The organism is Rhodococcus sp. Q (genome assembly GCF_005503035.1).
In the GTDB taxonomy this organism is placed as follows: Bacteria; Actinomycetota; Actinomycetes; order Mycobacteriales; family Mycobacteriaceae; genus Rhodococcus_G.
Genome location: NZ_SCOY01000012.1, coordinates 17,028 through 36,749, shown reverse-complemented (window position 1 = coordinate 36,749; position 19,722 = coordinate 17,028). Strand labels below are relative to the sequence as shown.

Annotated in this window: 18 protein-coding genes; 4 read left to right on the top strand and 14 right to left on the bottom strand. The window is 67.5% G+C overall.

What is annotated here, in order from left to right; all coding sequences use genetic code 11:
* Window positions 1–81: 81 nt before the first annotated feature.
* From fusA to FFS72_RS13810, 12 genes are all read right to left on the bottom strand, one after another.
* Window positions 82–2,184 carry an elongation factor G gene (gene fusA / locus FFS72_RS13865; RefSeq protein WP_137874474.1) on the bottom strand — a complete coding sequence of 701 codons (2,103 nt, stop codon included), beginning with the start codon at window positions 2,182–2,184 and terminating at the stop codon, window positions 82–84.
* 137 nt (window positions 2,185–2,321) lie between these two features.
* A complete protein-coding gene (rpsG, locus tag FFS72_RS13860; RefSeq protein ID WP_050065722.1) occupies window positions 2,322–2,792 on the bottom strand; it encodes a 30S ribosomal protein S7 in 471 nt (156 codons plus the stop codon).
* Window positions 2,792–3,166, bottom strand: a complete 375-nt coding sequence (gene rpsL, locus FFS72_RS13855) for a 30S ribosomal protein S12 (RefSeq protein WP_007531705.1) — start codon at window positions 3,164–3,166, stop codon at window positions 2,792–2,794. The genes rpsG and rpsL overlap by 1 nt, the downstream gene beginning before the upstream one ends.
* Before the next feature lie 302 nt (window positions 3,167–3,468).
* The gene (locus tag FFS72_RS13850) at window positions 3,469–4,890 is read right to left on the bottom strand and encodes a wax ester/triacylglycerol synthase domain-containing protein (RefSeq protein WP_137874473.1); all 1,422 of its coding nucleotides are present in this window, start codon (window positions 4,888–4,890) and stop codon (window positions 3,469–3,471) included.
* Window positions 4,891–4,997: 107 nt separating this feature from the next.
* Window positions 4,998–5,597 (bottom strand): TetR/AcrR family transcriptional regulator, encoded by a 600-nt coding sequence (locus tag FFS72_RS13845; protein ID WP_137874472.1) that lies wholly within the window; start codon window positions 5,595–5,597, stop codon window positions 4,998–5,000.
* A 15-nt stretch (window positions 5,598–5,612) separates the two neighbouring features.
* A complete protein-coding gene (locus tag FFS72_RS13840) occupies window positions 5,613–6,395 on the bottom strand; it encodes an enoyl-CoA hydratase family protein (RefSeq protein WP_137874471.1) in 783 nt (260 codons plus the stop codon).
* Entirely contained in the window at window positions 6,395–7,555 is a 1,161-nt protein-coding gene (locus tag FFS72_RS13835) for an acyl-CoA dehydrogenase family protein (protein ID WP_137874470.1), read from the bottom strand. The genes FFS72_RS13840 and FFS72_RS13835 overlap by 1 nt, the downstream gene beginning before the upstream one ends.
* A 5-nt stretch (window positions 7,556–7,560) precedes the next feature.
* Window positions 7,561–9,573, bottom strand: coding sequence for an acetyl/propionyl/methylcrotonyl-CoA carboxylase subunit alpha (locus tag FFS72_RS13830; RefSeq protein ID WP_137874469.1), 2,013 nt, complete (start codon window positions 9,571–9,573; stop codon window positions 7,561–7,563).
* A gap of 7 nt (window positions 9,574–9,580) precedes the next feature.
* Entirely contained in the window at window positions 9,581–11,179 is a 1,599-nt protein-coding gene (locus FFS72_RS13825) for an acyl-CoA carboxylase subunit beta (RefSeq protein WP_050065716.1), read from the bottom strand.
* Between the two features lie 88 nt (window positions 11,180–11,267).
* The gene (locus FFS72_RS13820; RefSeq protein ID WP_137874468.1) at window positions 11,268–12,419 is read right to left on the bottom strand and encodes an acyl-CoA dehydrogenase family protein; all 1,152 of its coding nucleotides are present in this window, start codon (window positions 12,417–12,419) and stop codon (window positions 11,268–11,270) included.
* Window positions 12,416–14,146, bottom strand: coding sequence for an acyclic terpene utilization AtuA family protein (locus FFS72_RS13815; protein ID WP_137874467.1), 1,731 nt, complete (start codon window positions 14,144–14,146; stop codon window positions 12,416–12,418). Before FFS72_RS13815 ends, FFS72_RS13820 begins: the two co-directional genes overlap by 4 nt.
* A complete protein-coding gene (locus FFS72_RS13810) occupies window positions 14,143–14,934 on the bottom strand; it encodes a TIGR03084 family metal-binding protein (protein WP_137874466.1) in 792 nt (263 codons plus the stop codon). Before FFS72_RS13810 ends, FFS72_RS13815 begins: the two co-directional genes overlap by 4 nt.
* A 358-nt stretch (window positions 14,935–15,292) precedes the next feature.
* Between FFS72_RS13810 and FFS72_RS26475 the strand changes: the two genes are divergently transcribed.
* Both FFS72_RS26475 and FFS72_RS26470 read left to right on the top strand, forming a co-directional pair.
* Window positions 15,293–15,445: a hypothetical protein gene (locus tag FFS72_RS26475; RefSeq protein ID WP_171018675.1), complete on the top strand. Its 153-nt coding sequence runs from the start codon at window positions 15,293–15,295 to the stop codon at window positions 15,443–15,445.
* A 501-nt stretch (window positions 15,446–15,946) separates the two neighbouring features.
* Window positions 15,947–16,090, top strand: coding sequence for a hypothetical protein (locus tag FFS72_RS26470; RefSeq protein WP_171018674.1), 144 nt, complete (start codon window positions 15,947–15,949; stop codon window positions 16,088–16,090).
* A 78-nt stretch (window positions 16,091–16,168) separates the two neighbouring features.
* Here the strand turns inward: FFS72_RS26470 and FFS72_RS13805 are convergent, their stop codons facing one another.
* Window positions 16,169–16,645 (bottom strand): DUF309 domain-containing protein, encoded by a 477-nt coding sequence (locus FFS72_RS13805; protein WP_502704117.1) that lies wholly within the window; start codon window positions 16,643–16,645, stop codon window positions 16,169–16,171.
* Between the two features lie 106 nt (window positions 16,646–16,751).
* Between FFS72_RS13805 and FFS72_RS13800 the strand changes: the two genes are divergently transcribed.
* Both FFS72_RS13800 and FFS72_RS13795 read left to right on the top strand, forming a co-directional pair.
* Window positions 16,752–17,207 (top strand): SRPBCC family protein, encoded by a 456-nt coding sequence (locus tag FFS72_RS13800; protein ID WP_137874465.1) that lies wholly within the window; start codon window positions 16,752–16,754, stop codon window positions 17,205–17,207.
* A 99-nt stretch (window positions 17,208–17,306) separates the two neighbouring features.
* The gene (locus FFS72_RS13795; RefSeq protein ID WP_249353298.1) at window positions 17,307–18,371 is read left to right on the top strand and encodes a class I SAM-dependent methyltransferase; all 1,065 of its coding nucleotides are present in this window, start codon (window positions 17,307–17,309) and stop codon (window positions 18,369–18,371) included.
* Window positions 18,372–18,425: 54 nt separating this feature from the next.
* On the opposite strand, the gene FFS72_RS13790 is transcribed toward FFS72_RS13795, so the two are convergent.
* The gene (locus FFS72_RS13790) at window positions 18,426–19,661 is read right to left on the bottom strand and encodes an acyl-CoA dehydrogenase family protein (protein WP_050065710.1); all 1,236 of its coding nucleotides are present in this window, start codon (window positions 19,659–19,661) and stop codon (window positions 18,426–18,428) included.
* Between the last annotated feature and the right edge of the window lie 61 nt (window positions 19,662–19,722).

The following is a 19,722-nucleotide window of genomic DNA, read 5'->3' as shown; positions in this document are numbered from 1 at the left end:
CGTAAATGCAGCAGTGCGGTTGTTTTACTTGGTCGTGCTCAGCTGGTGAAAACTCGCCAGCGGTCGTGCTCCCAGCTGGTGTTACTCGCCGGTCGCCTTGGCGATGATTTCCTTCGAGACGTTCGCGGGAACCTCTGCGTAGGAATCAAACACCATGGAGAAGTTCGCGCGACCCTGGGTCTTCGACCGCAGGTCGCCGATGTAGCCGAACATCTCCGAGAGCGGAACCAGCGCCTTCACGACACGGGCACCACTGCGTTCCTCCATGGCCTGAATCTGGCCACGGCGGGAGTTGAGGTCGCCGATCACGTCGCCCATGTAATCCTCGGGCGTGGTGACCTCGACGGCCATGAGGGGCTCGAGAATGACCGGGCCGGCCTTGCGGGCAGCTTCCTTGAGCGCCTGCGAGCCAGCGACCTTGAAGGCCATTTCCGAGGAGTCGACGTCGTGGTACGCGCCGTCGAGCAGGGTCAGCTTCAGGTTCACCAGCGGGTAGCCGGCGAGCACGCCGTACTGCATGGCGTCCTGAGCACCGTGGTCCACGGAGGGGATGTACTCACGCGGAACGCGGCCACCGGAGACCTTGTTCTCGAACGCGTAGGACTCGCCGTCCTCACCGATGTACGGCTCGAGCGCGATGATCACCTTCGCGAACTGACCGGAACCACCGGTCTGCTTCTTGTGGGTGAACTCGTGCTTCTCGACCGTCTTGGTGATGGTCTCGCGGTACGCGACCTGCGGCTTGCCGACGTTGGCCTCGACCTTGAACTCGCGACGCATACGGTCGACGAGGATGTCGAGGTGCAGCTCGCCCATGCCGCCGATGACGGTCTGGCCGGTCTCCTCGTCGAGTTCGACGGAGAAGGTCGGGTCCTCTTCGGCGAGCTTCTGGATCGCGGTGCCCAGCTTCTCCTGGTCGGACTTGGTCTTGGGCTCGATCGAGACCTGGATGACCGGGTCCGGGAAGCTCATCGACTCGAGAACGATCGGGGCGTCCTGCGCGCACAGGGTGTCACCGGTCGTGGTGTCCTTCAGACCGATCATCGCGTAGATGTGGCCCGCGACGGCCTCGTCGACCGGGTTCTCCTTGTTGGCGTGCATCTGGAAGAGCTTGCCGATGCGCTCCTTCTTGCCCTTGGTGGCGTTGAGCACCTGGGCGCCCGGATCGATCCGGCCGGAGTAGACACGCACGAAGGTCAGCTTGCCGAAGAACGGGTGCGCCGCGATCTTGAAGGCGAGAGCCGAGAACGGCTCGTCCTTGCTCGGCTTGCGCGTGAGGTCTTCTTCCTCGTTGTTCAGCGCGTGACCGTGCACCTCACCGATGTCCAGCGGGTTCGGCAGGTAGTCGATGACCGCGTCGAGCATGGGCTGAACGCCCTTGTTCTTGAACGCGGAACCACACAGCACCGGGTACAGCTCGGAGTTGACCGTCAACTTGCGGATGGCGCCCTTGATCTCCTCGACCGTGAGCTCCTCGCCGCCGAAGTACTTCTCCATGAGAGCTTCGTCGGACTCGGCAACGGTCTCGAGCAGCTTCTCGCGGTACTCGGCGGCCTTGTCGGCCAGATCCGCGGGGATCTCCTCGAAGGTGGGCTCGGCACCGGTCGGCACCACGCCACGCCAGGTGATGGCGCGCATCTCGACGAGGTCGACGACGCCGTCGAAGTCGTCCTCGGCGCCGATCGGCAGCTGGAGGACGAGGGGCTTCGCACCGAGACGGTCGATGATGGTCTGGACCGTGAAGTAGAAGTCCGCGCCCATCTTGTCCATCTTGTTGACGAAACAGATGCGCGGAACGTCGTACTTGGCGGCCTGACGCCACACCTGCTCCGACTGCGGCTCGACGCCTTCCTTGCCGTCGAACACCGCGACGGCGCCGTCGAGGACGCGCAGCGAGCGCTCGACCTCGACGGTGAAGTCGACGTGGCCGGGGGTGTCGATGATGTTGATCTGGTTCTTGTTCCAGAAGCAGGTCACAGCAGCGGAGGTGATGGTGATACCACGCTCCTTCTCCTGCTCCATCCAGTCCGTCGTCGACGCACCGTCGTGCGTCTCACCGATCTTGTAGTTCACACCGGTGTAGAAGAGGATGCGCTCGGTGGTGGTGGTCTTACCGGCATCGATGTGCGCCATGATGCCGATGTTGCGGACCTTGTTCAGGTCGGTCAGCACTTCCTGTGCCACAGGATTCTTCCCCGCTCGTAGCTTGTGTCGGCCCTACCGGACCACGTCTTCGTTGTTTCGCAGCCGGCCCTGATCGGACCCGACACTGCAGTGACGACGCCCGGGCGGCACCCGTGTGAGTGCCGCCCGGCGTCGAATCACCAGCGGTAGTGCGCGAACGCCTTGTTGGCTTCAGCCATCTTGTGAGTGTCCTCGCGACGCTTCACGGCTGCACCGAGGCCATTGCTGGCATCCATGAGCTCGTTGGCGAGACGCTCGACCATCGTCTTCTCACGACGGGCACGCGAGAACGTGACCAGCCAGCGAAGCGCGAGGGTGGTGGAGCGGCCGGGGCGAACCTCGACCGGAACCTGGTAGGTGGCGCCACCGACACGACGGCTGCGGACCTCGAGGGCGGGCTTGACGTTGTCCAGCGCGCGCTTGAGGGTGACGACCGGATCGGTGCCGGTCTTCTCGCGAGCCTGCTCGAGCGCGCCGTAGACGATGCGCTCGGCCGTGGACTTCTTGCCGTCCAGCAGGATCTTGTTGACGAGCTGGGTGACCAGCGGCGAACCGTAGACCGGATCCGCGACGAGCGGCCGCTTGGGAGCGGGACCCTTACGAGGCATCAGCCCTTCTCCTTCTTCGCGCCGTAGCGGCTACGCGCCTGCTTGCGGTTCTTGACACCCTGGGTGTCGAGCGAGCCGCGGATGATCTTGTAGCGAACACCCGGGAGGTCCTTCACACGACCGCCGCGGACGAGCACCATCGAGTGCTCCTGCAGGTTGTGGCCTTCACCGGGGATGTACGCGGTGACCTCGACGGAGCTGGTCAGGCGCACACGGGCGACCTTACGCAGCGCGGAGTTCGGCTTCTTCGGGGTGGTGGTGTACACGCGGGTGCACACGCCACGACGCTGCGGGCTGCCCTTCAGTGCAGCGGTCTTCTGCTTGGACGGCTTGTCGTGCCGTCCCTTGCGGACCAACTGATTGATGGTTGGCATATACCGGCTTTCTTCTTCTTCGCCCGTTCTCCCCGCGGGGAGAACCGGACTCGGTGTGTATTCAGGGATCTAGCAGTTGGAGCAAGAAAACGCTGCTCCTCACCCGTTCCTCGACCCCGAGGTCGGGCGTGTCGCATACCCCCACACAGGCAGCCTGACACTCGCAACCCGCATCGAAATCGACGCGACTGCGCGCATGGCTCACCTAGCTAGGCACACAAATCGGCCCGGAAAGTCCGGACACGACCTACAACAATACCCGCCCGCAGACAAGAAGGTCAAAGTGAGCACCCACACCTCACTCAAGCTTGATCGACCTCTCCGAGGTGGGCCGCCTCGGCCTCTCCGAGGTGCGCATCGACCACGGTGCGGTACGCACGTCGCAGTGCGTCCGCGTACCGCTCCGGATCGGGCATCGCGTCGGGGTCGGCGGCGAAGGTCACCGTCAGCCGGTCCCCGACCGACACGACGTAGTGGTTCAGGCGGGACCCGTCGCCGACTCCGAGGATGCCGAACGACTCGACCGCACGACCGCCGAGAAACCGCATGTTCTCGGCCCCGCGCGGGACGTTGGAGAGCATCGTGTTGCCCAGCGACACCGTCTCCCCTCGTCCGATCGGCAAGCGCGACCGGCGCCACACCAGCCAGTTCACGTACACCGCGGGTGCGACGTCGAGCGCACCGGACAACTCGGCGACGGCGGGATGCGCGAACCTGCGCTTCTCGGACGCCATCGAGTCGTGGATCGCACGCAGTCGCTCGACCGGATCCTCGACGTCGGTGTACAGGTCGACGGAGAGAACCACGAAGTTGTTGCCGGAGTCGGAGTCGACCGCGCCGCGCAGCGAGTAGGACACCTTGCCGCCGAGCGAGCCTGGTGGCACCTCACCGTCCGCACGGAGGTAGGACGACATCGCGTCCCCGACAACGGCGGCGATCACGTCGGTGACGGCGATACCCGGATGCCGGGACCGCAGCGCCCGGATCTCGGCGAGGTCGAAGGTCACGACGTCGAACGTGATTCCACCTCCGTGCGTCCGATTGAACCGTGTCATCGGCCACCGGAAACGCGGTGTCTGGATTTCCCCGCTCGCCGCCGCCCGCGCCGCGGCCCTGGTGAGCCCTTGGGCGCGGAGCGAACCGCGGGCGAAGCGGAGTGCGTTGCCGGGGATCCGCAGAACGGCACGGCCGAACGCGACTCGGGAGGACACGTCCCGATATCCAGCTCCCGCCGGAAGCGGCTGCGCCGCAAAGAGTTCGCGAGCCAACTCGACGGTTGCCATCCCGTCGCCCACGGCATGGTGGATCTTCAGCACCACCACGCAGGCACCGTCCGGGACTCGGTCGACGCCGCTGACATCCGTGACGACGAGTACCTCCCACGGCGGACGCTCCGACGCCAGGCGAGTGCCGCAGATCTCCACGATCCGATCGCGCACGGCAGGCCACCCGGGGGCACGTGCCGGCTCGACCGTCACATGGTTGCGGAGGTCGAAGTCGGCGTCCGGAGCCCAGTACGGGTAGTCCAGATCAGCGGGGACCCGACGGATCCTGCTGCGGAAGACCGGAGAGTGCTCGATGCGAGGTGCCAGCCACTCCAGAACCGACTCGAGGTCGACGGTGGCTCCCGCCGGATCGAACACGTAGCCGTCGATGATGCGGGAGACGTGCGAGCCTGCTTCCGAGAGAACATGGGTCGCATCGGTTGCTGTCAGTTGGTGCATGTACTCCGCCTCACCGGTTGGTGCCGCCTCACCGGATAGATCACCGGGTCGCACGCGCCAGCCTAGTGCGGAACGCCTGAATTCACCGGCCTCACCTGCACCGGACCTCAGCCCAACCCTGCGCCGAGCTGCGCGTCGAGCGCCGACGCCCACATCCGGACCACCTCGGCGCGACGCGCCGAATCGTCGGTCAGGACGTCGGCGAGGCCGAGTCCGCGCGCCAGGTCGAGCGTCGCCTGAACCGCGGCGCGGACACCCGGGTCGGCGCCGTCGACACCGAGCTGATCGATGGCCATCCGGTGCGCGGTGCGGCCGAACCGGTCCTCGAGCGGCAGCACCCGCTCGCGTAGCGCCGGATCGGATGCCGCCGCAGTCCACACCTGCAGCGCCGCCTTGAACAGGTTTCCGGTGTAGTACTCGACGAGACGCTCGACCACCGCGACAGTCCGTCCCTCCCCCACCGGAAATTCGACGGCTTCCTCTCGCGCGCTCTGCATCCTGGCGTCGAACATGTACTCGAGAGCAGCGGTGATCAGGTCTTCCCGGGTCGGGAAGTGGTGCTGTGTCGCACCGCGGGACACTCCCGCGCGGGTGGCGACGACCCCGACCGTGGTCGCCGCCCACCCGTTCTCCGCGAGACAGTCGATGGTCGCCTCGAGCAGACGCTGCCGGGTCACCCGGCTGCGGTCCTGCTGTGGTTCACGCATCGCTCACCCCTGTTCTCAGCGCGGCGGCGCCCACGACGGCGGCCGACGCTGCAGAAAAGCCGTCATCCCTTCGATCGCCTCCGCGGAGCCGAACAGTCTGGCCGACTGTGCGGCCACGTCGGAACCGTACCGGTCGAAGTCGGCGAGCATTCGCACCGTCGTCAGTCGCTTCGACTCCGCCAACCCCTGCGGGGAGGCCGATGCCAGCTCGCCGAGCCACTTCGACACCGTCGCGTCAGCGTCGTCCGAGGCCGTCGTGACGAGGCCGATCGCTTCCGCCTCGGCGGGACCGAACTTCTCGCCGGTGAGGAAGTAGCGACCTGCGGCCCGCGGCGACATCCGCGGCAGCACCGTCAACGAGATGATCGACGCGGCCAACCCGAGCCGCGACTCCGTCAACGCGAAGGTGGACGCGGGGCCCGCCGCCACCAGGTCGCAGGCCCCGACGAGACCCATCCCACCCGCTCGCACGTGCCCGTCGATCTTCCCGACGATCGGCTTCGGCAGTTCCAGGAACGCGCGCAGCAGATCCGTCATGGCGGTGGTGCGCTGGGCCGCCAGTGTCGCCGGATCCTCGGCCGCTCCGCTCGCCTCCGACAAATCGGCACCGGCACAGAACGTTCCGCCGGTGTGCGTGAGCACGACCGCGCGGACGTCCGGGTCCGCCGCCGCGTCGGCGAGCGACTGACGCAGCTCCGAGACGAGCCGCGTCGAGATCGCGTTGCGGTTGTGCGGCGAGTCCAGGGTCACGGTGGCGAACCCACCCGCGACCTCGTACCGCACGACGCGATCGGTCATCAGTACGACCTCGGCAGCCGCAGGGAGTGCTGGGAGACGAAGTTGAGGATCATCTCGCGGCTGACCGGCGCGACGCGGGCGATCCGGGCCGCCCCGAGCATGGCAGCGAGGCCGTACTCCTTGGTGAGGCCTGCGCCGCCGTGCGTCTGGATCGCCTGGTCGAGCGCCTTGATGCTTGCCTCGGCCGCGGCGTACTTGGCCATGTTCGCGGCCTCGGCGGCACCGAAGTCGTCGCCCGCGTCGTACAGCGATGCGGCCTTCTGCATCATCAGCTTGGCCAGCTCCAGCTCGATCTTGCACTGGGCCAACGGATGCGCGATGCCCTGGTGGGCGCCGATCGGCGTCTTCCAGACGGTGCGCTCCCGCGCGTACTTCGTGGCCGCCTCGATGGCGTAGCGGCCCATGCCGACCGCCATGGCCGCGCCGAGGATGCGTTCCGGGTTCAGCCCGGCGAACAACTGCATGAGCGCCGCGTCCTCGGACCCGACCAGCGCGTCGGCGGGCAGCCGCACGTCGTCGAGGAACAGGGTGTACTGGTGGTCGGGCTCGACGATGTCCATGTCCATCGGCGTCCGCACGAAGTTCTCGGTGTCGGTGGGAACGATGAACAGCGCGGGCTTGAGCTTGCCCGACTTGTGGTCCTCGGTTCGGGCGACGATGAGCACCGCGTCGGCCTGGTCGACACCGGAGATGAAGATCTTGTTGCCGCGCAGGATCCAGTCCTCGCCGTCCCGGCGGGCGGTCGTGGTGATCTGGTGCGAGTTCGAGCCGGCATCCGGCTCGGTGATGCCGAACGCCATGATCTTGCTGCCGTCGGCCAGCGCGGGCAGCCACTTCTGCTTCTGCTCGTCGGTGCCGTACTTGCCGATGATGGTGCCGCAGATCGCGGGTGAGACGACCACGAGCAGCAGGCCGGCGCCCTTGGCCGCGAGTTCCTCCTGCACGAGTGCGAGCTCGTAGATACCGGCTCCGCCGCCGCCGTACTCCTCCGGCAGGTTGACGCCCAGGAAGCCGAGCTTTCCCGCCTCGTTCCACAGTTCGGTCAGCGGCTCGCCACGGCGCGACCGGGGCAGCACGTAGTCGACGTAGTTGTAGCGCTCGCCGAGCTTGGCGACCGCGGTCCGCAGTTCCTTCTGCTCGTCGGTCTCGATGAAACTCATTGCGTTCACTCCCCTGCTTCGGTGGTGTCGTCGACGATCGCGAGGACGGTGCCGACGTCGACCTGCCGGCCGACTGCGACGTTCAGTTCGGTGAGCACGCCGTCCGCGGGCGCGGTGATGGTGTGCTCCATCTTCATGGCCTCGAGCCACAGGATCGGAGTGCCCGCGGTGACGTGGTCACCGACGGAGGCTCCGAGGCGGACGACCGTGCCCGGCATCGGCGCGATCAAGGAACCGGCCGCCACGACCGTGGACGGGTCGACGAACCGGGGCACGGCGCGGAACGCGCTCGCGCCCGCCGCCGAATCGACGCACACGAGGTCGCCGTAGCGGGCGACCGCGAACCGACGGGTGAGCCCGCCCACCGTCAGGACCACGGACTGCGGTGTCGCCGAGACGAGTTCGACGTCGTCGACGACGTCGGTGTCGAGAACCCCTCCGCGCAGGATCCGGTAGTCGACCTCGTGTGTCGCCGTCGCGCTCTCGAACACCTTGCGCTGACGCTGCGATGGCACGTTGCGCCATCCGCTCGGCGCCCGCCCGACGACCCGCGCCGCCTGCCTGTTCGCCGCGGCCGTCGCGAGTGCGGCCGCGAGGGCCGACACCCGCTCGGAGTCACCCGATGCGACGGGAGCGGCGAGGGCCTCGAGCCCGTGCCTGTCGAAGAACGCGGTGTCCGTGTCCCCGGACAGGAAGGCCGGATGACGCAGCACGTTCACCAGCAGGTCACGGTTGGTGACGAGGCCGTGGATCTTGGCCTGCGCCAACGCGGTCGCGAGTCGCGCCGCCGCGGCCCGTCGGGTCGGCGCCCATGCGATCACCTTCGCGAGCATGGGGTCGTAGAACACTCCGACGACCGACCCGTCGACGATGCCGGAATCGAGCCGGAGTCCCCGCGGCGCCGCGGGGACCGTGAACTCGGTGTCGACGCCAGGGATGTCGATGCGGTGCACGGTGCCGGACTGCGGCTGCCACTCCTGGGCCGGGTCCTCCGCGTAGAGCCGGACCTCGATCGCGTACCCGCGGGACGCGGGCGGCTGCGCGGGCAGCGCGATGCCCTGCGCGACCTGCAACTGCAGGTCCACCAGGTCCAGTCCCGTAGTCAGTTCGGTGACGGGGTGCTCGACCTGGAGTCGGGTGTTCATCTCCAGGAAGTAGAAGCCACCCTTCTCGTCCGCGAGGAACTCGACCGTGCCCGCACCTTCGTAGCCGATCGCGGCAGCGGCGTCGACCGCGGCCTGGAACAGCTTGTCGCGCATGCCCGCGCCCTCGGCATCGAGCTTCTCGACGAGCGGCGACGGGGCTTCCTCGACGACCTTCTGGTGGCGGCGCTGGATGGAGCACTCGCGCTCGCCGACCGCCCAGACGGTGCCGTGTGCGTCGGCCATCACCTGAACCTCGATGTGCCGGCCGGTCTCGAGGTAGCGCTCACAGAAGACCGTCGCGTCGCCGAACGCGGACAGCGCCTCGGCGGCCGCACCCTCGATCTGCCCGGGCAGATCCGCGAGCGTACGCACGACACGCATGCCGCGCCCACCGCCGCCGGCGGAGGCCTTGATCAGGACCGGCAGATCGGCCTCGGTGACCTGGCCGGGGTCGAGTTCCGCGAGCACAGGGACGCCTGCGGCGTCCATCATCTTCTTCGACTCGACCTTCGAGCCCATCAGCTCGATCGACTTGACGGGCGGCCCGATCCAGGTGAGCCCGGCGTCCTGGACCGCTTTCGCGAATTCTGCGTTCTCGGACAGGAATCCGTAACCGGGGTGGATCGCGTCCGCTCCCGCCGCATGCGCAGCGGCGATGATCTTCTCGCCGCGCAGGTACGTGTCGGCAGCGGCGTTGCCGGGCAGGCGGACCGCGACGTCGGCCTCCCGGACGTGCGGGGAGTCGGCGTCGGCATCGGAGTACACCGCGACGGTCGCGATGCCCGCGGCGCGGGCGCTCGCGAACACGCGCCGTGCGATCTCTCCGCGGTTCGCCACCAGGACGGAGGTGACGGCGGTGGTGGTGACAGTCACGCTGGGCTCACATTCTGAAGACACCGAAGTTCTCGGTGCCTTCGATCGGGGCGGTGGCGATCGCCGAGAGACACATACCCAACACCGTGCGGGTGTCGCGCGGGTCGATGATGCCGTCGTCGTAGACGCGACCGGACAGGAACATCGGAAGCGATTCGGCCTCGATCTGGGCCTCGACCATCGCCCGCATGCCCTTGTCGGCTTCCTCGTCGTACGGCAGACCCTTCGACGCCGCGCTACCGCGAGCGACGATCGAGACGACGCCCGCGAGCTGTGCGGGGCCCATCACGGCGGACTTGGCGCTGGGCCAGGCGAACAGGAACCGCGGATCGTAGGCGCGGCCGCACATGCCGTAGTGGCCGGCGCCGTAGGAGGCGCCCATCAGGATGGAGATGTGCGGGACGGTGGAGTTCGAGACCGCGTTGATCATCATCGCGCCGTGCTTGATGATGCCGCCCTGTTCGTACTCCTTGCCGACCATGTAGCCGGTGGTGTTGTGCAGGAAGATCAGCGGGGTGTTCGCGCGGTTGGCGAGCTGGATGAACTGGGTCGCCTTTTGCGCCTCCTCCGAGAACAGCACGCCGCGCGCGTTGGCGAGGATGCCGACCGGATAGCCGTTCAGCTCGGCCCACCCGGTGACGAGCGAGCTGCCGTAGAGCGGCTTGAACTCGTCGAAGTCGGAGCCGTCGACGATGCGGGCGATGACCTCGCGCGGATCGAACGGAACCTTCAGGTCGGCGGGCACGATGCCGGCCAGTTCCTCGGCGTCGTACAGCGGTTCGATCACCTCGGCCCGCGGTGCCGGGCCCTGCTTGCGCCAGTTCAAACGCTTGACGATGTTGCGACCGATGCGGATCGCGTCGTACTCGTCCTGCGCGAAGTAGTCCGCGAGCCCCGACTTGCGGGCGTGCATCTCGGCACCGCCGAGCGACTCGTCGTCGGACTCCTCACCGGTCGCCATCTTCACCAGCGGCGGCCCGCCCAGGAACACCTTGGACTGTTCCTTGATCATCACGACATGGTCGGACATGCCCGGAATGTAGGCGCCGCCCGCGGTCGAGTTACCGAACACCAGTGCCACGGTGGGGATTCCGGCCGCCGATGCCCTGGTCAGGTCACGGAAGGCCCGGCCACCCGGGATGAAGACCTCCTTCTGGGTGGGCAGGTCCGCGCCACCCGACTCGACCAGCGAGACCACCGGAAGCCGGTTCTGCATGGCGATCTCGTTGATCCGGAAGCTCTTCTTGATCGTCCACGGGTTGCTCGCGCCACCCCGGGACGTGGGGTCGTTGGCGACGATCATGCACTCGACACCCTCGACCACACCGATGCCGGTGACGACGTTGGCGCCCACCGGGAAGTCGCTTCCCCACGCCGCGAGGGTGCACAGCTCGAGGAACGGCGAGTCCTCGTCGACCAGCAGCTCGATCCGTTCGCGGGCCGTCAGCTTGCCACGCTTGTGGTGCCGCTCGACGGATTTCGGCCCGCCGCCGGCGAGCGCCTTCTGCAGCTCGACGTCGATCTCGGCGAGCTTCGTGTTGGTCGACTCGGCTGCGGCGAGGTACGCCTCGCCTGCCGTGTCGAGTGTCGATCCGATCACTGTCATCGTTGTCTACCCCACTGTGTCATCGGGTTTCGGGTCATCGGGTTTCGGGTCATCGGGCTTCGGGTCATCGGGTTTCGGGCCCTTCGGGTCATGCCTGGTATCCGAGCACTTTCGCGGCCAGCGACGTCAGGATCTCGTTGGTACCGCCGCCGATCCCCAGGATCCGCATGTCGCGGTACTGGCGCTCGACCTCGCTCTCCCGCATGTAGCCGAGACCGCCGAACAGCTGCACCGCCTGGTGCGCAACCCATTCGCCGTTCTCGACCGCGGTGTTCTTCGCGAAACACACCTCGGCCAGAAGGTTCTGGTCGCCTGCGGTGTACCGGTCGACGACCATGCGGGTGTACACCCGCGCCACGTCGACCTTGCGGGCCATCTCCGAGAGGGTGTTCTGCACCGACTGTCTGCTGATCAGCGGGCGGCCGAAAGTCTCCCGGTCACGGCACCAGTCGAGCGTCAGGTCGAGGCACCTCTGCGCGCTGGAGTACGCCTGCGCTGCCAGCGCCACCCGTTCCGAGACGAAGGCCTGCGCGATCTGGGCGAAGCCGGAGTTCTCGGCGCCGACCAGATTGGCGACCGGGACGCGGCAGTCGACGAACGACAGCTCGGCCGTGTCCGACGCCAGCCAGCCCATCTTCTCCAGCTTGCGCGAAACGGTGAATCCCGTTGTGCCCTTCTCGATCACGAGGAGCGACACTCCACCCGCGCCGTCACCGCCGGTGCGGACCGCGGTGACCACGAAGTCGGCGCGGCATCCCGACGTGATGAACGTCTTGGCGCCGTTGACGATGTAGTCGTCGCCGTCGCGCACAGCGCGCGTGGTCAGGTGCCCGACGTCGGATCCGCCGCCTGGCTCGGTGATCGCGAGCGACCCGATCAGCTCACCGGCGAGGGTGGGACGAACCCACTTCTCGATCTGGTCGGGGTCACCCGCCGCCACCAGGTGCGGCAACGCGATGCCGCAGGTGAACAGCGACGCGAACAGGCCACCCGACGCCCCGGCCTGGTGCATCTCCTCGCACACGACGATCGAGTCGACCGGATCTCCGCCGCCGCCACCGACGGATTCGGGGAACGACACCCCGAGCAGGCCGAGTTCGCCCGCCCGCCGATGCAGTGCGCGAGGAAGCTCACCTCCCCGCTCCCACTCGTCGAGGTGGGGCAGGATCTCCTTGTCGACGAAGCGCCGAACGGTCTCGCGCAGGTCGCGCCGTTCGGGGGTGTTCCACGCATCGGTCACGAGATCGCCTCCTGGAGTGTGGTGTCGGATGTCGCCGAGTCGAGCAGCGCGGAGGGAATCGCGAGATGGCGCGAGCGCAGCCATTCGGCGAGCCCCTTCGCCTGCGGGTCGAAACGAGCCTGGTAGGCCACGCCGGGTCCGAGGATGCCCTCGATCACGAAGTTGATCGCTCGCAACTCCGGCAGGAGCGTCCGGGTGATCGGCAACTGCGCCGCCTCCGGCAGCATCCGACGCACCTCGTCCACCGTCAGTGCGTGCGCCAGCCACCGCCACTGCTCGTCGGTGCGAACCCAGACGCCGATGTTCGCGTTGCCGCCCTTGTCGCCACTGCGCGCCGCAGCCAGCGCGCCGAGCGGCGCGTCGACCGTCTCACCGAGCGGAAGCGGTTGCGGCAGCACCGGATCGACCACGGATTCGAGAGGCCTCGTCTCCGCCGTGGGCGCGATGTCGACGCGGGTGCCGTCGGGCAGCACCGCGACGTGCGGGACCAGGTCCGCGTCGACGTATCCGGGGGTGTAGACGCCGTAGGCGGAGCCGTTGCCCGGCATCGACAGGAAGGTACAGCCCGGGTAACTGGCCAGCGCCAACTCCACCGCGACGTTCGAGAACGCCCGTCCGACCTTGTTCGGGTCGGGATCGCGGACCACGCAGCGCAGGATCGCGCTGGCCTGCTCCTCCGTCTCTGCGTTCGGACGGTCCAACCGAGCCAGGTCCCACGTCAGCTCGGCGGGACGTTCCGGAAGCCACGATTCCAGCTGGGTGCGTGCGAGCTCGGCCTTCGCCTCGATGTCGAGTCCGGTGAGCACGAAGGCCATTTCGTTGCGGAACCCACCGAGGGTGTTGAGCGAGACCTTCACCTGCGGCGGCGGCGCCTCACCGCGGACCCCCGAGATCTCGACGCGATCGGGCCCGTCCTGCCGCAACGTCACGCTGTCGAGTCGGGTGGTGACGTCGGGGCCGGCGTAGCGCGCACCCTGGATCTCGTACATCAACTGCGCGGTGACGGTGTCGACGGTGACCGCGCCCCCGGTGCCCGCATGCTTGGTGATGATCGAGGAGCCGTCCCCGCGGATCTCGGCGAGCGGGAACCCGGGTCGGCCGAGGTCGGGAATCTCGGTGAAGAACGAGAAATTGCCACCGGTCGCCTGCGTGCCGCACTCGATCACGTGCCCCGCCGCCACCGCGCCTGCGAGGGCATCGTAATCGTCTCGGCGCCAACCGAAGTGGTGCGCCGCGGGCCCGACCACGAGCGACGCGTCGGTGACGCGGCCGGTCACCACCACATCGGCTCCGGCTGCGAGGCACTCCGCGATTCCCCACGCACCGAGGTACGCGTTCGCCGTGAGCGGCTGCCCCAGACCGAGTTCCGACGCGCGCGCCGTCACGTCGTCGCCCTCGACGTGAGCGAACCGGGCCCGGATCCCGACCCGGTCGGCCAGGTCCCGCAGCTGTGCGGTCAGCCCGGCCGGGTTGAGGCCGCCCGCGTTGACGACGATCCGCACCCCGCGGTCCATCGCCAGCCCGAGCCCGTCCTCCATCTGACGCAGGAAGGTCTTCGCGTAGCCCAGGCCCGCATCCTTCATGCGGTCCTTGCCGAGGATGAGCATGGTGAGCTCGGCGAGATAGTCACCGGTCAGGTAGTCGAGGTCGCCGCCGGTGAGCATCTCCCCCACTGCGGAGGCACGGTCACCGTAGAAGCCGGAGCAGTTTCCGATACGGACGCTCACGAGTCCTCCTTACGATCACGGCCGGCGCCGGACGGACCGGCGAAGGCCTGGGCGATGGTCAGCCAGGTGGCGGCGTCCGCGCCGACCGCAGTCAGTGCGAGGTCGTCGCGGTGTGCGCGCTGGGTGACGAGCAGACAGAAGTCGACGGCTGGTCCGGTGACGCGTTGGGCGGCGTCGGGAGGCCCCCACACCCAGGTGTCGCCGTCCGGGCCGACGAGCTCGACACGGAACTCCTCGGCGGGCGGCGGCAGTTCGTTGACGGAGTAGGCGAAGTCGCGGGTCCGCACACCCAGGTGCGCAATGGAGCGCAGCCGTGAGGTGGGCACCATCTCCGCGCCGAGCGCGTCGGCGACATCCTGGGCGTGCGCCCACGTCTCCATCAGGCGCGCGGTCGCCATCGACATCGCGCTCATCGGCGGTCCGTACCACGGCAGCTTGGTCCCGGCGGGCAGCGCGAGAAGTGCGTCGACGAGCGCAGCGCGTCCGGCCCGCCAGTCCGCGAGCAGTTCCGGCACCGGCCGCCGCGACTCGACCTCGGCGGCCTCGTCCACGAAGCCGGTCGGATTGCGCCATGCTGCTGCCAGCGACTCCGTGAATCCGTCGGGGTCGGTGACGGACAACAGCGCCGCGCGGTCGGTCCAGGCCAGGTGGCCGATCTGGTGCGCGATGGTCCAGCCGGCCGCAGCCGTGTCGGAGCACCACCGATCGTCGGGCAGATCTGCGACGAGGACGTCCAGCGCAGCACCCTCCGCCGCCAGGTCGGCAACGACTGCGTTCAACTCGGCCATGCGTCTCCTTCCACGATGATGTGTCAAGCATCACCCCACCACGATAAAAAAGCAAGCTTGCTTGCTTGTTATTTTCCCGGTCGTCTCGCGCCCTGATCACGAAAGAGCCACGAACGATCCCCGCTTGCTGTAGAACTTCTCCGAGCCACACCGACCTGGATGCACACCGACGAACCTCAGGAGCGCGTCATGTCCGATCCGATCGCCGCTGTCGCCGGCCTCGCTGCTGCCGACATCGCAGCCGACCTCGGCAGCAGCATTGGCCTGCCGTTCTTCACACTCGACTTCGGCAGCTGACGTCACTATTCGACACCACGGCGAGTCGGACGACCTGCCGATGTAACACAAGGAGACGACCGTGAACCTCTCATCCCTGGACCTCAAGGGCCTGCTCGCGATGCTCGCCACCGTCGGCGGCGACAAGGGCACCGGAACCCAAGCCGAGACCGGCATCGTGACGGGAGTCCCCAGCTTCATCCTGAATCTCGGTTCGGTCACCTACACGAGCTGACCACGGTCGCTTCGCCACCGCGCACTGTCGTTCGAACAATCGACATCTCCTCGAGACATCCTCGATATTCGTTCGAAAGCCTGGTCACAGCCCGGTCACATCGGGTACAAATAGCCGAACGCTAGTCCAGGCGTACATCCACGACACCAGCAAACCAGGAGTTAAGCCATGTCCTCTGACCTCGCAGATCTTTTCGGCGGCCTGGCCACCGTGTTCGACGCCCTCGACAGCCTCTCCAGCGGCTCCGGCGACGGCGGCGGCTCGTCCAGCGGCTCGTCCAACTAGTTCACCAGCACCTCACGGGAGGCCACCGGCATCAGCCGGTGGCCTCCCGTTCTGCATGACAGAGCAGGACGACAACGCCTGACACATCCCGAACCCCCTGCTCCGCCCGCGATCCCGGGGTTGGCGGAATCGGATCCGCACCGCTCCGGACTGCGGTAGAAACTGGTGCCCCCGACACGCGGGGGCATCACATGAACATCGAACCAAGGAGCACACATGGGATCGCTCGCCAACCCCCTCGACTTCCTGCTCGGAGTACAGCCCATCAACGCGCAGTCGGTTGGCAGCAGTATCAGCCCACTGGGATTCGGAATCTCGTTCGGCAGCCTCGGCGGATTCGAATTCGGGCTCGGGAGCTAATGCGCGGCAACGCCGCGGCGTGATCTTGCGGAGGGCACGACGCAACGTCGCCCTCCGCAAGGCGGAGCCCGCCCGGTGTCAGCGAGCCAGGCGCGGTCCCGGAACCCTTTCGTCCAGACCCCGGTCGAGGGCGGCGAGTACATCGGTCGACCACGTGACCAGTCCCGGCACATCGAGACCGTGCGGGGACTGCGCGACATACGGGCGCAGTCGAACGACGCCGCGTGCGATGACCTTTCGACCGCCGGACGCGTTGCCACGCCGCAGGTGGGTCAGGCCGACCGCCAACTGCGCGAGGCCCTGCCACAGCGAGCGTTCGTCGTCCGGCGCCGCTTTCCAGGCGTCCTCGAGCACCTCGTGCGCGTGAAACGGCATGTCGGCATCGAGCAGTCGCTGCGCCTCGGCAATCGTCTCGGCAGGCGGGCGGACGAGCCCTTCAGGAGCCCGTGGGATCCCGACCGCGCCGCGCGGGAGCGGTCGACCCAACCCGTCCCGCGGGCGTGCGTTCCGTGGACGGCCCCGTTCGTCCCGTTCACGATCCTTCTCATCCACCACGCCATCCACCCTATTCCGGTCCAACCCGGACACGAGTGGACATTCTGTGCGTTACCGTGAGTAACAGAAATGGATCGGCGCGAGTCGATCGTCCACGAGGAGCACCATGGGTCACATCCACCGCATCGCGACCACCACCGCACCCGTCGCCGCCGGTTTCGCGTATGTCGACGACTACCGCAACGTCCCCGACTGGATGTTCGGCGTCACCCGATTCGAACCGGTCGGCGGTCGGTCGCAGGGTCTCGGGTCGGTTTTCGACGTCACCATGCAACTCGGACCCAAGGCACTGCACTCGCGTGTGCGCATCACCGAGTGGGAGCAGGATCGGCTGATCGTCCTCGATTCGATCGGCGGCATCTCCAGCTCCTCCAGTTGGCAATTCGCACCGACCCCCAGCGGCGGCTGCGAACTGTCCGTCGACTTCGACTACACACTGCCCGGTGGGCTGCTCGGAAAGGCGCTCGCGAAGATCGTCGAACCGATCGTCGGTACGGCGATCGCCCAGACCGAGTCCACCTTGCGGCGCCGAGTCGAAGAGTTGTCCGGCCAACGCGGCTGAAAACACCACGGCGGGCCGGGCCCCGGAGTCACGATGGACCTGTCCGAATTCCTGATCGAAGGTCCCTGTCCGCAGGTCCCTGATCAAAGGAGGACCGTCGTGTCCGCCATCAGCCCCGTCGATGCACTGGCCCAGCGGATACTCGAGGCGAGCCTCGGTGCCGTCGACCTGCTCGCGATCCACGTCGGTGACCGGCTCGGGTGGTACCGGTGCCTCGCCGAGGACGGCCCACTGTCCGCCGACGACCTCGCCGCCCGCACCGACACCCATCCCCGGTACGCACGCGAATGGCTCGAGCAGCAGGCGGTGACCGGACTGCTCGACGTAGACGCGAGCGATCCGCCGGCACCACGGTTCTCGCTTCCCCCGGCGGCAGCGGAGGTCCTGACCGACACGTCCAGCCTCTCGTACCTCGCACCGTTGGCCCGGATGTTCGCGGGCGCTGCCGGGCAGTTGCCTGCACTCCTCGACGCGTACCGTTCCGGCGGCGGGGTGAGCTGGGCCCAGTTCGGGGCGGACGCCCGGGAATCGCAGGCCGACATGAATCGGCCGTGGTACGAGCGGGAACTGCCGGGTGCGCTGGCCTCCGTACCGGACCTCGACGCGACCCTGCGCAGGCCAGGTGCCCGGATCGCCGACGTCGGATGCGGCGCCGGGTGGTCGTCCCTCGCACTCGCCCGCGCCTGGCCGGACGCCCGTGTCGACGGTTACGACATCGACGAACCGTCCATCGCGATGGCGGTCGCCAACACGGGCGCGGACGTCGCCGATCGCGTCACCTTCCACGCCGGAACCGCCGCGCTGCTGCCGGAAGCGGAGTTCGACGTCGTGTTCGCGTTCGAATGCGTGCACGACATGCCCGATCCGGTCGATGTGCTCGCCGCGGCCCGGCGATCTCTCCGTCCGGGCGGCACCGTCGTTGTCATGGACGAGGCCGTCGCGCACGAGTTCGCCGCGCCCGGCGACGAGACCGAGCGCCTGATGTACGGATTCAGCCTCTTCGTCTGCCTTCCCGACGGCATGAGTCACCAGCCGAGCGCCGGCACCGGCACCGTGATGCGGCCGCGAACCCTCCAGCGCTACGCAGCGCAGGCCGGCTTCACCCGATTCGAGATCCTCCCGATCGAGGACTTCGGTTTCTGGCGCTTCTACCGCCTCGGATGAGGTGAACCCGTGCCCGGTCCCAGCGGGCACGGGTTCCGCTCCTCCTGGAGGTAATCAGGCGAGCAGGCCCTTGGCGATGTGCGTCACCTGGATCTCGTTGCTGCCCGCGTAGATCATCAGCGACTTCGCGTCACGCGCGAGCTGCTCGACCTTGTACTCCCGCATGTAGCCGTTGCCGCCGAACAGCTGCACGGCCTCCATCGCGACCTCGGTTGCCGCCCGCGACGAGTACAGCTTCATCGCCGACGCCTCCGCCAGCGACACGGGCTTGCCTGCCGCGGAGCGCTCCAGCGAGTTGAAGACCATGTTCTGGACGTTGATCCGCGCGATCTCCATCTCGGCGAGCTTGAGCTGGATGAGCTGGAACTGGGCGATCTCCTTGCCCCACAGCTTCCGGTTCTTCGCGTAGTCGACGGACAGGCGCAGGCACTCGTTGATGATGCCGAGCGACAGGTAGGCGATGCCGATGCGCTCGGCGGCGAACGACTCCTTCGCGCTTTCCTTGCCGTCGCCCTTCGCCGGGTTCTCCGTCTCGCCGAGCAACCGGTCCTTCGTGATCCGCACGTTGTCGAAGAACAGTTCACCCGTCGGCGACGAGTTCATGCCCATCTTCTTGAACGGTGCGCCCTGCGTGAACCCTTCCATCCCCTTGTCGAGGACGAAACCGAGCACCTTGCGGTCGCGGCGGTCGACGGACGCGTCACCCTCGTCGAGCTTGGCGTACACGATGACGACATCCGCGTACGGGCCGTTGGTGATGAACGTCTTCTGCCCGTTGAGGATGTAGTCCTCCCCGTCGCGGCGAACGTACGACTTCATGCCGCCGAACGCATCGGACCCGGAGTCGGGCTCGGTGATCGCCCACGCACCGACCTTCTCCATCGTCACGAGCTCGGGCAGCCAGCGCTTCTTCTGCGCGAGGGTGCCCCGGCTCCGAATGGTGCCGACGGCGAGCCCGAGGCTCACACCGAGCGACGCGACGAGACCGAGGCTCACACCGGCGAGTTCACAGTTGAGGATCGCCTGCATGCCGCCGGCGACCGCTGCACCCGACTTGCCGGACGCCGGAACGTCCTCGCCCCGCTCGCGCGCCTCGTCGCGGGCGATCTCCTTCTCGAGTCCCTCGGTTGCCATGTCGGCGATCCCGAAGGTGCTGTACATCTTCCGGATGATGTCGAACGGCGGCAGCTCGCCGCTCTCCAACTGGTCGACGTGGGGCGTGATCTCTTTGGCGATGAAGCCACGCAGTGCGTCGCGGAACATCAGGTCGGTGTCGGACCACTCGTACATGTCGTGAACTCCAAGCATTTTCGGCGGCTACTTCCGCCAATATAGAACACGTTCTCGTAAT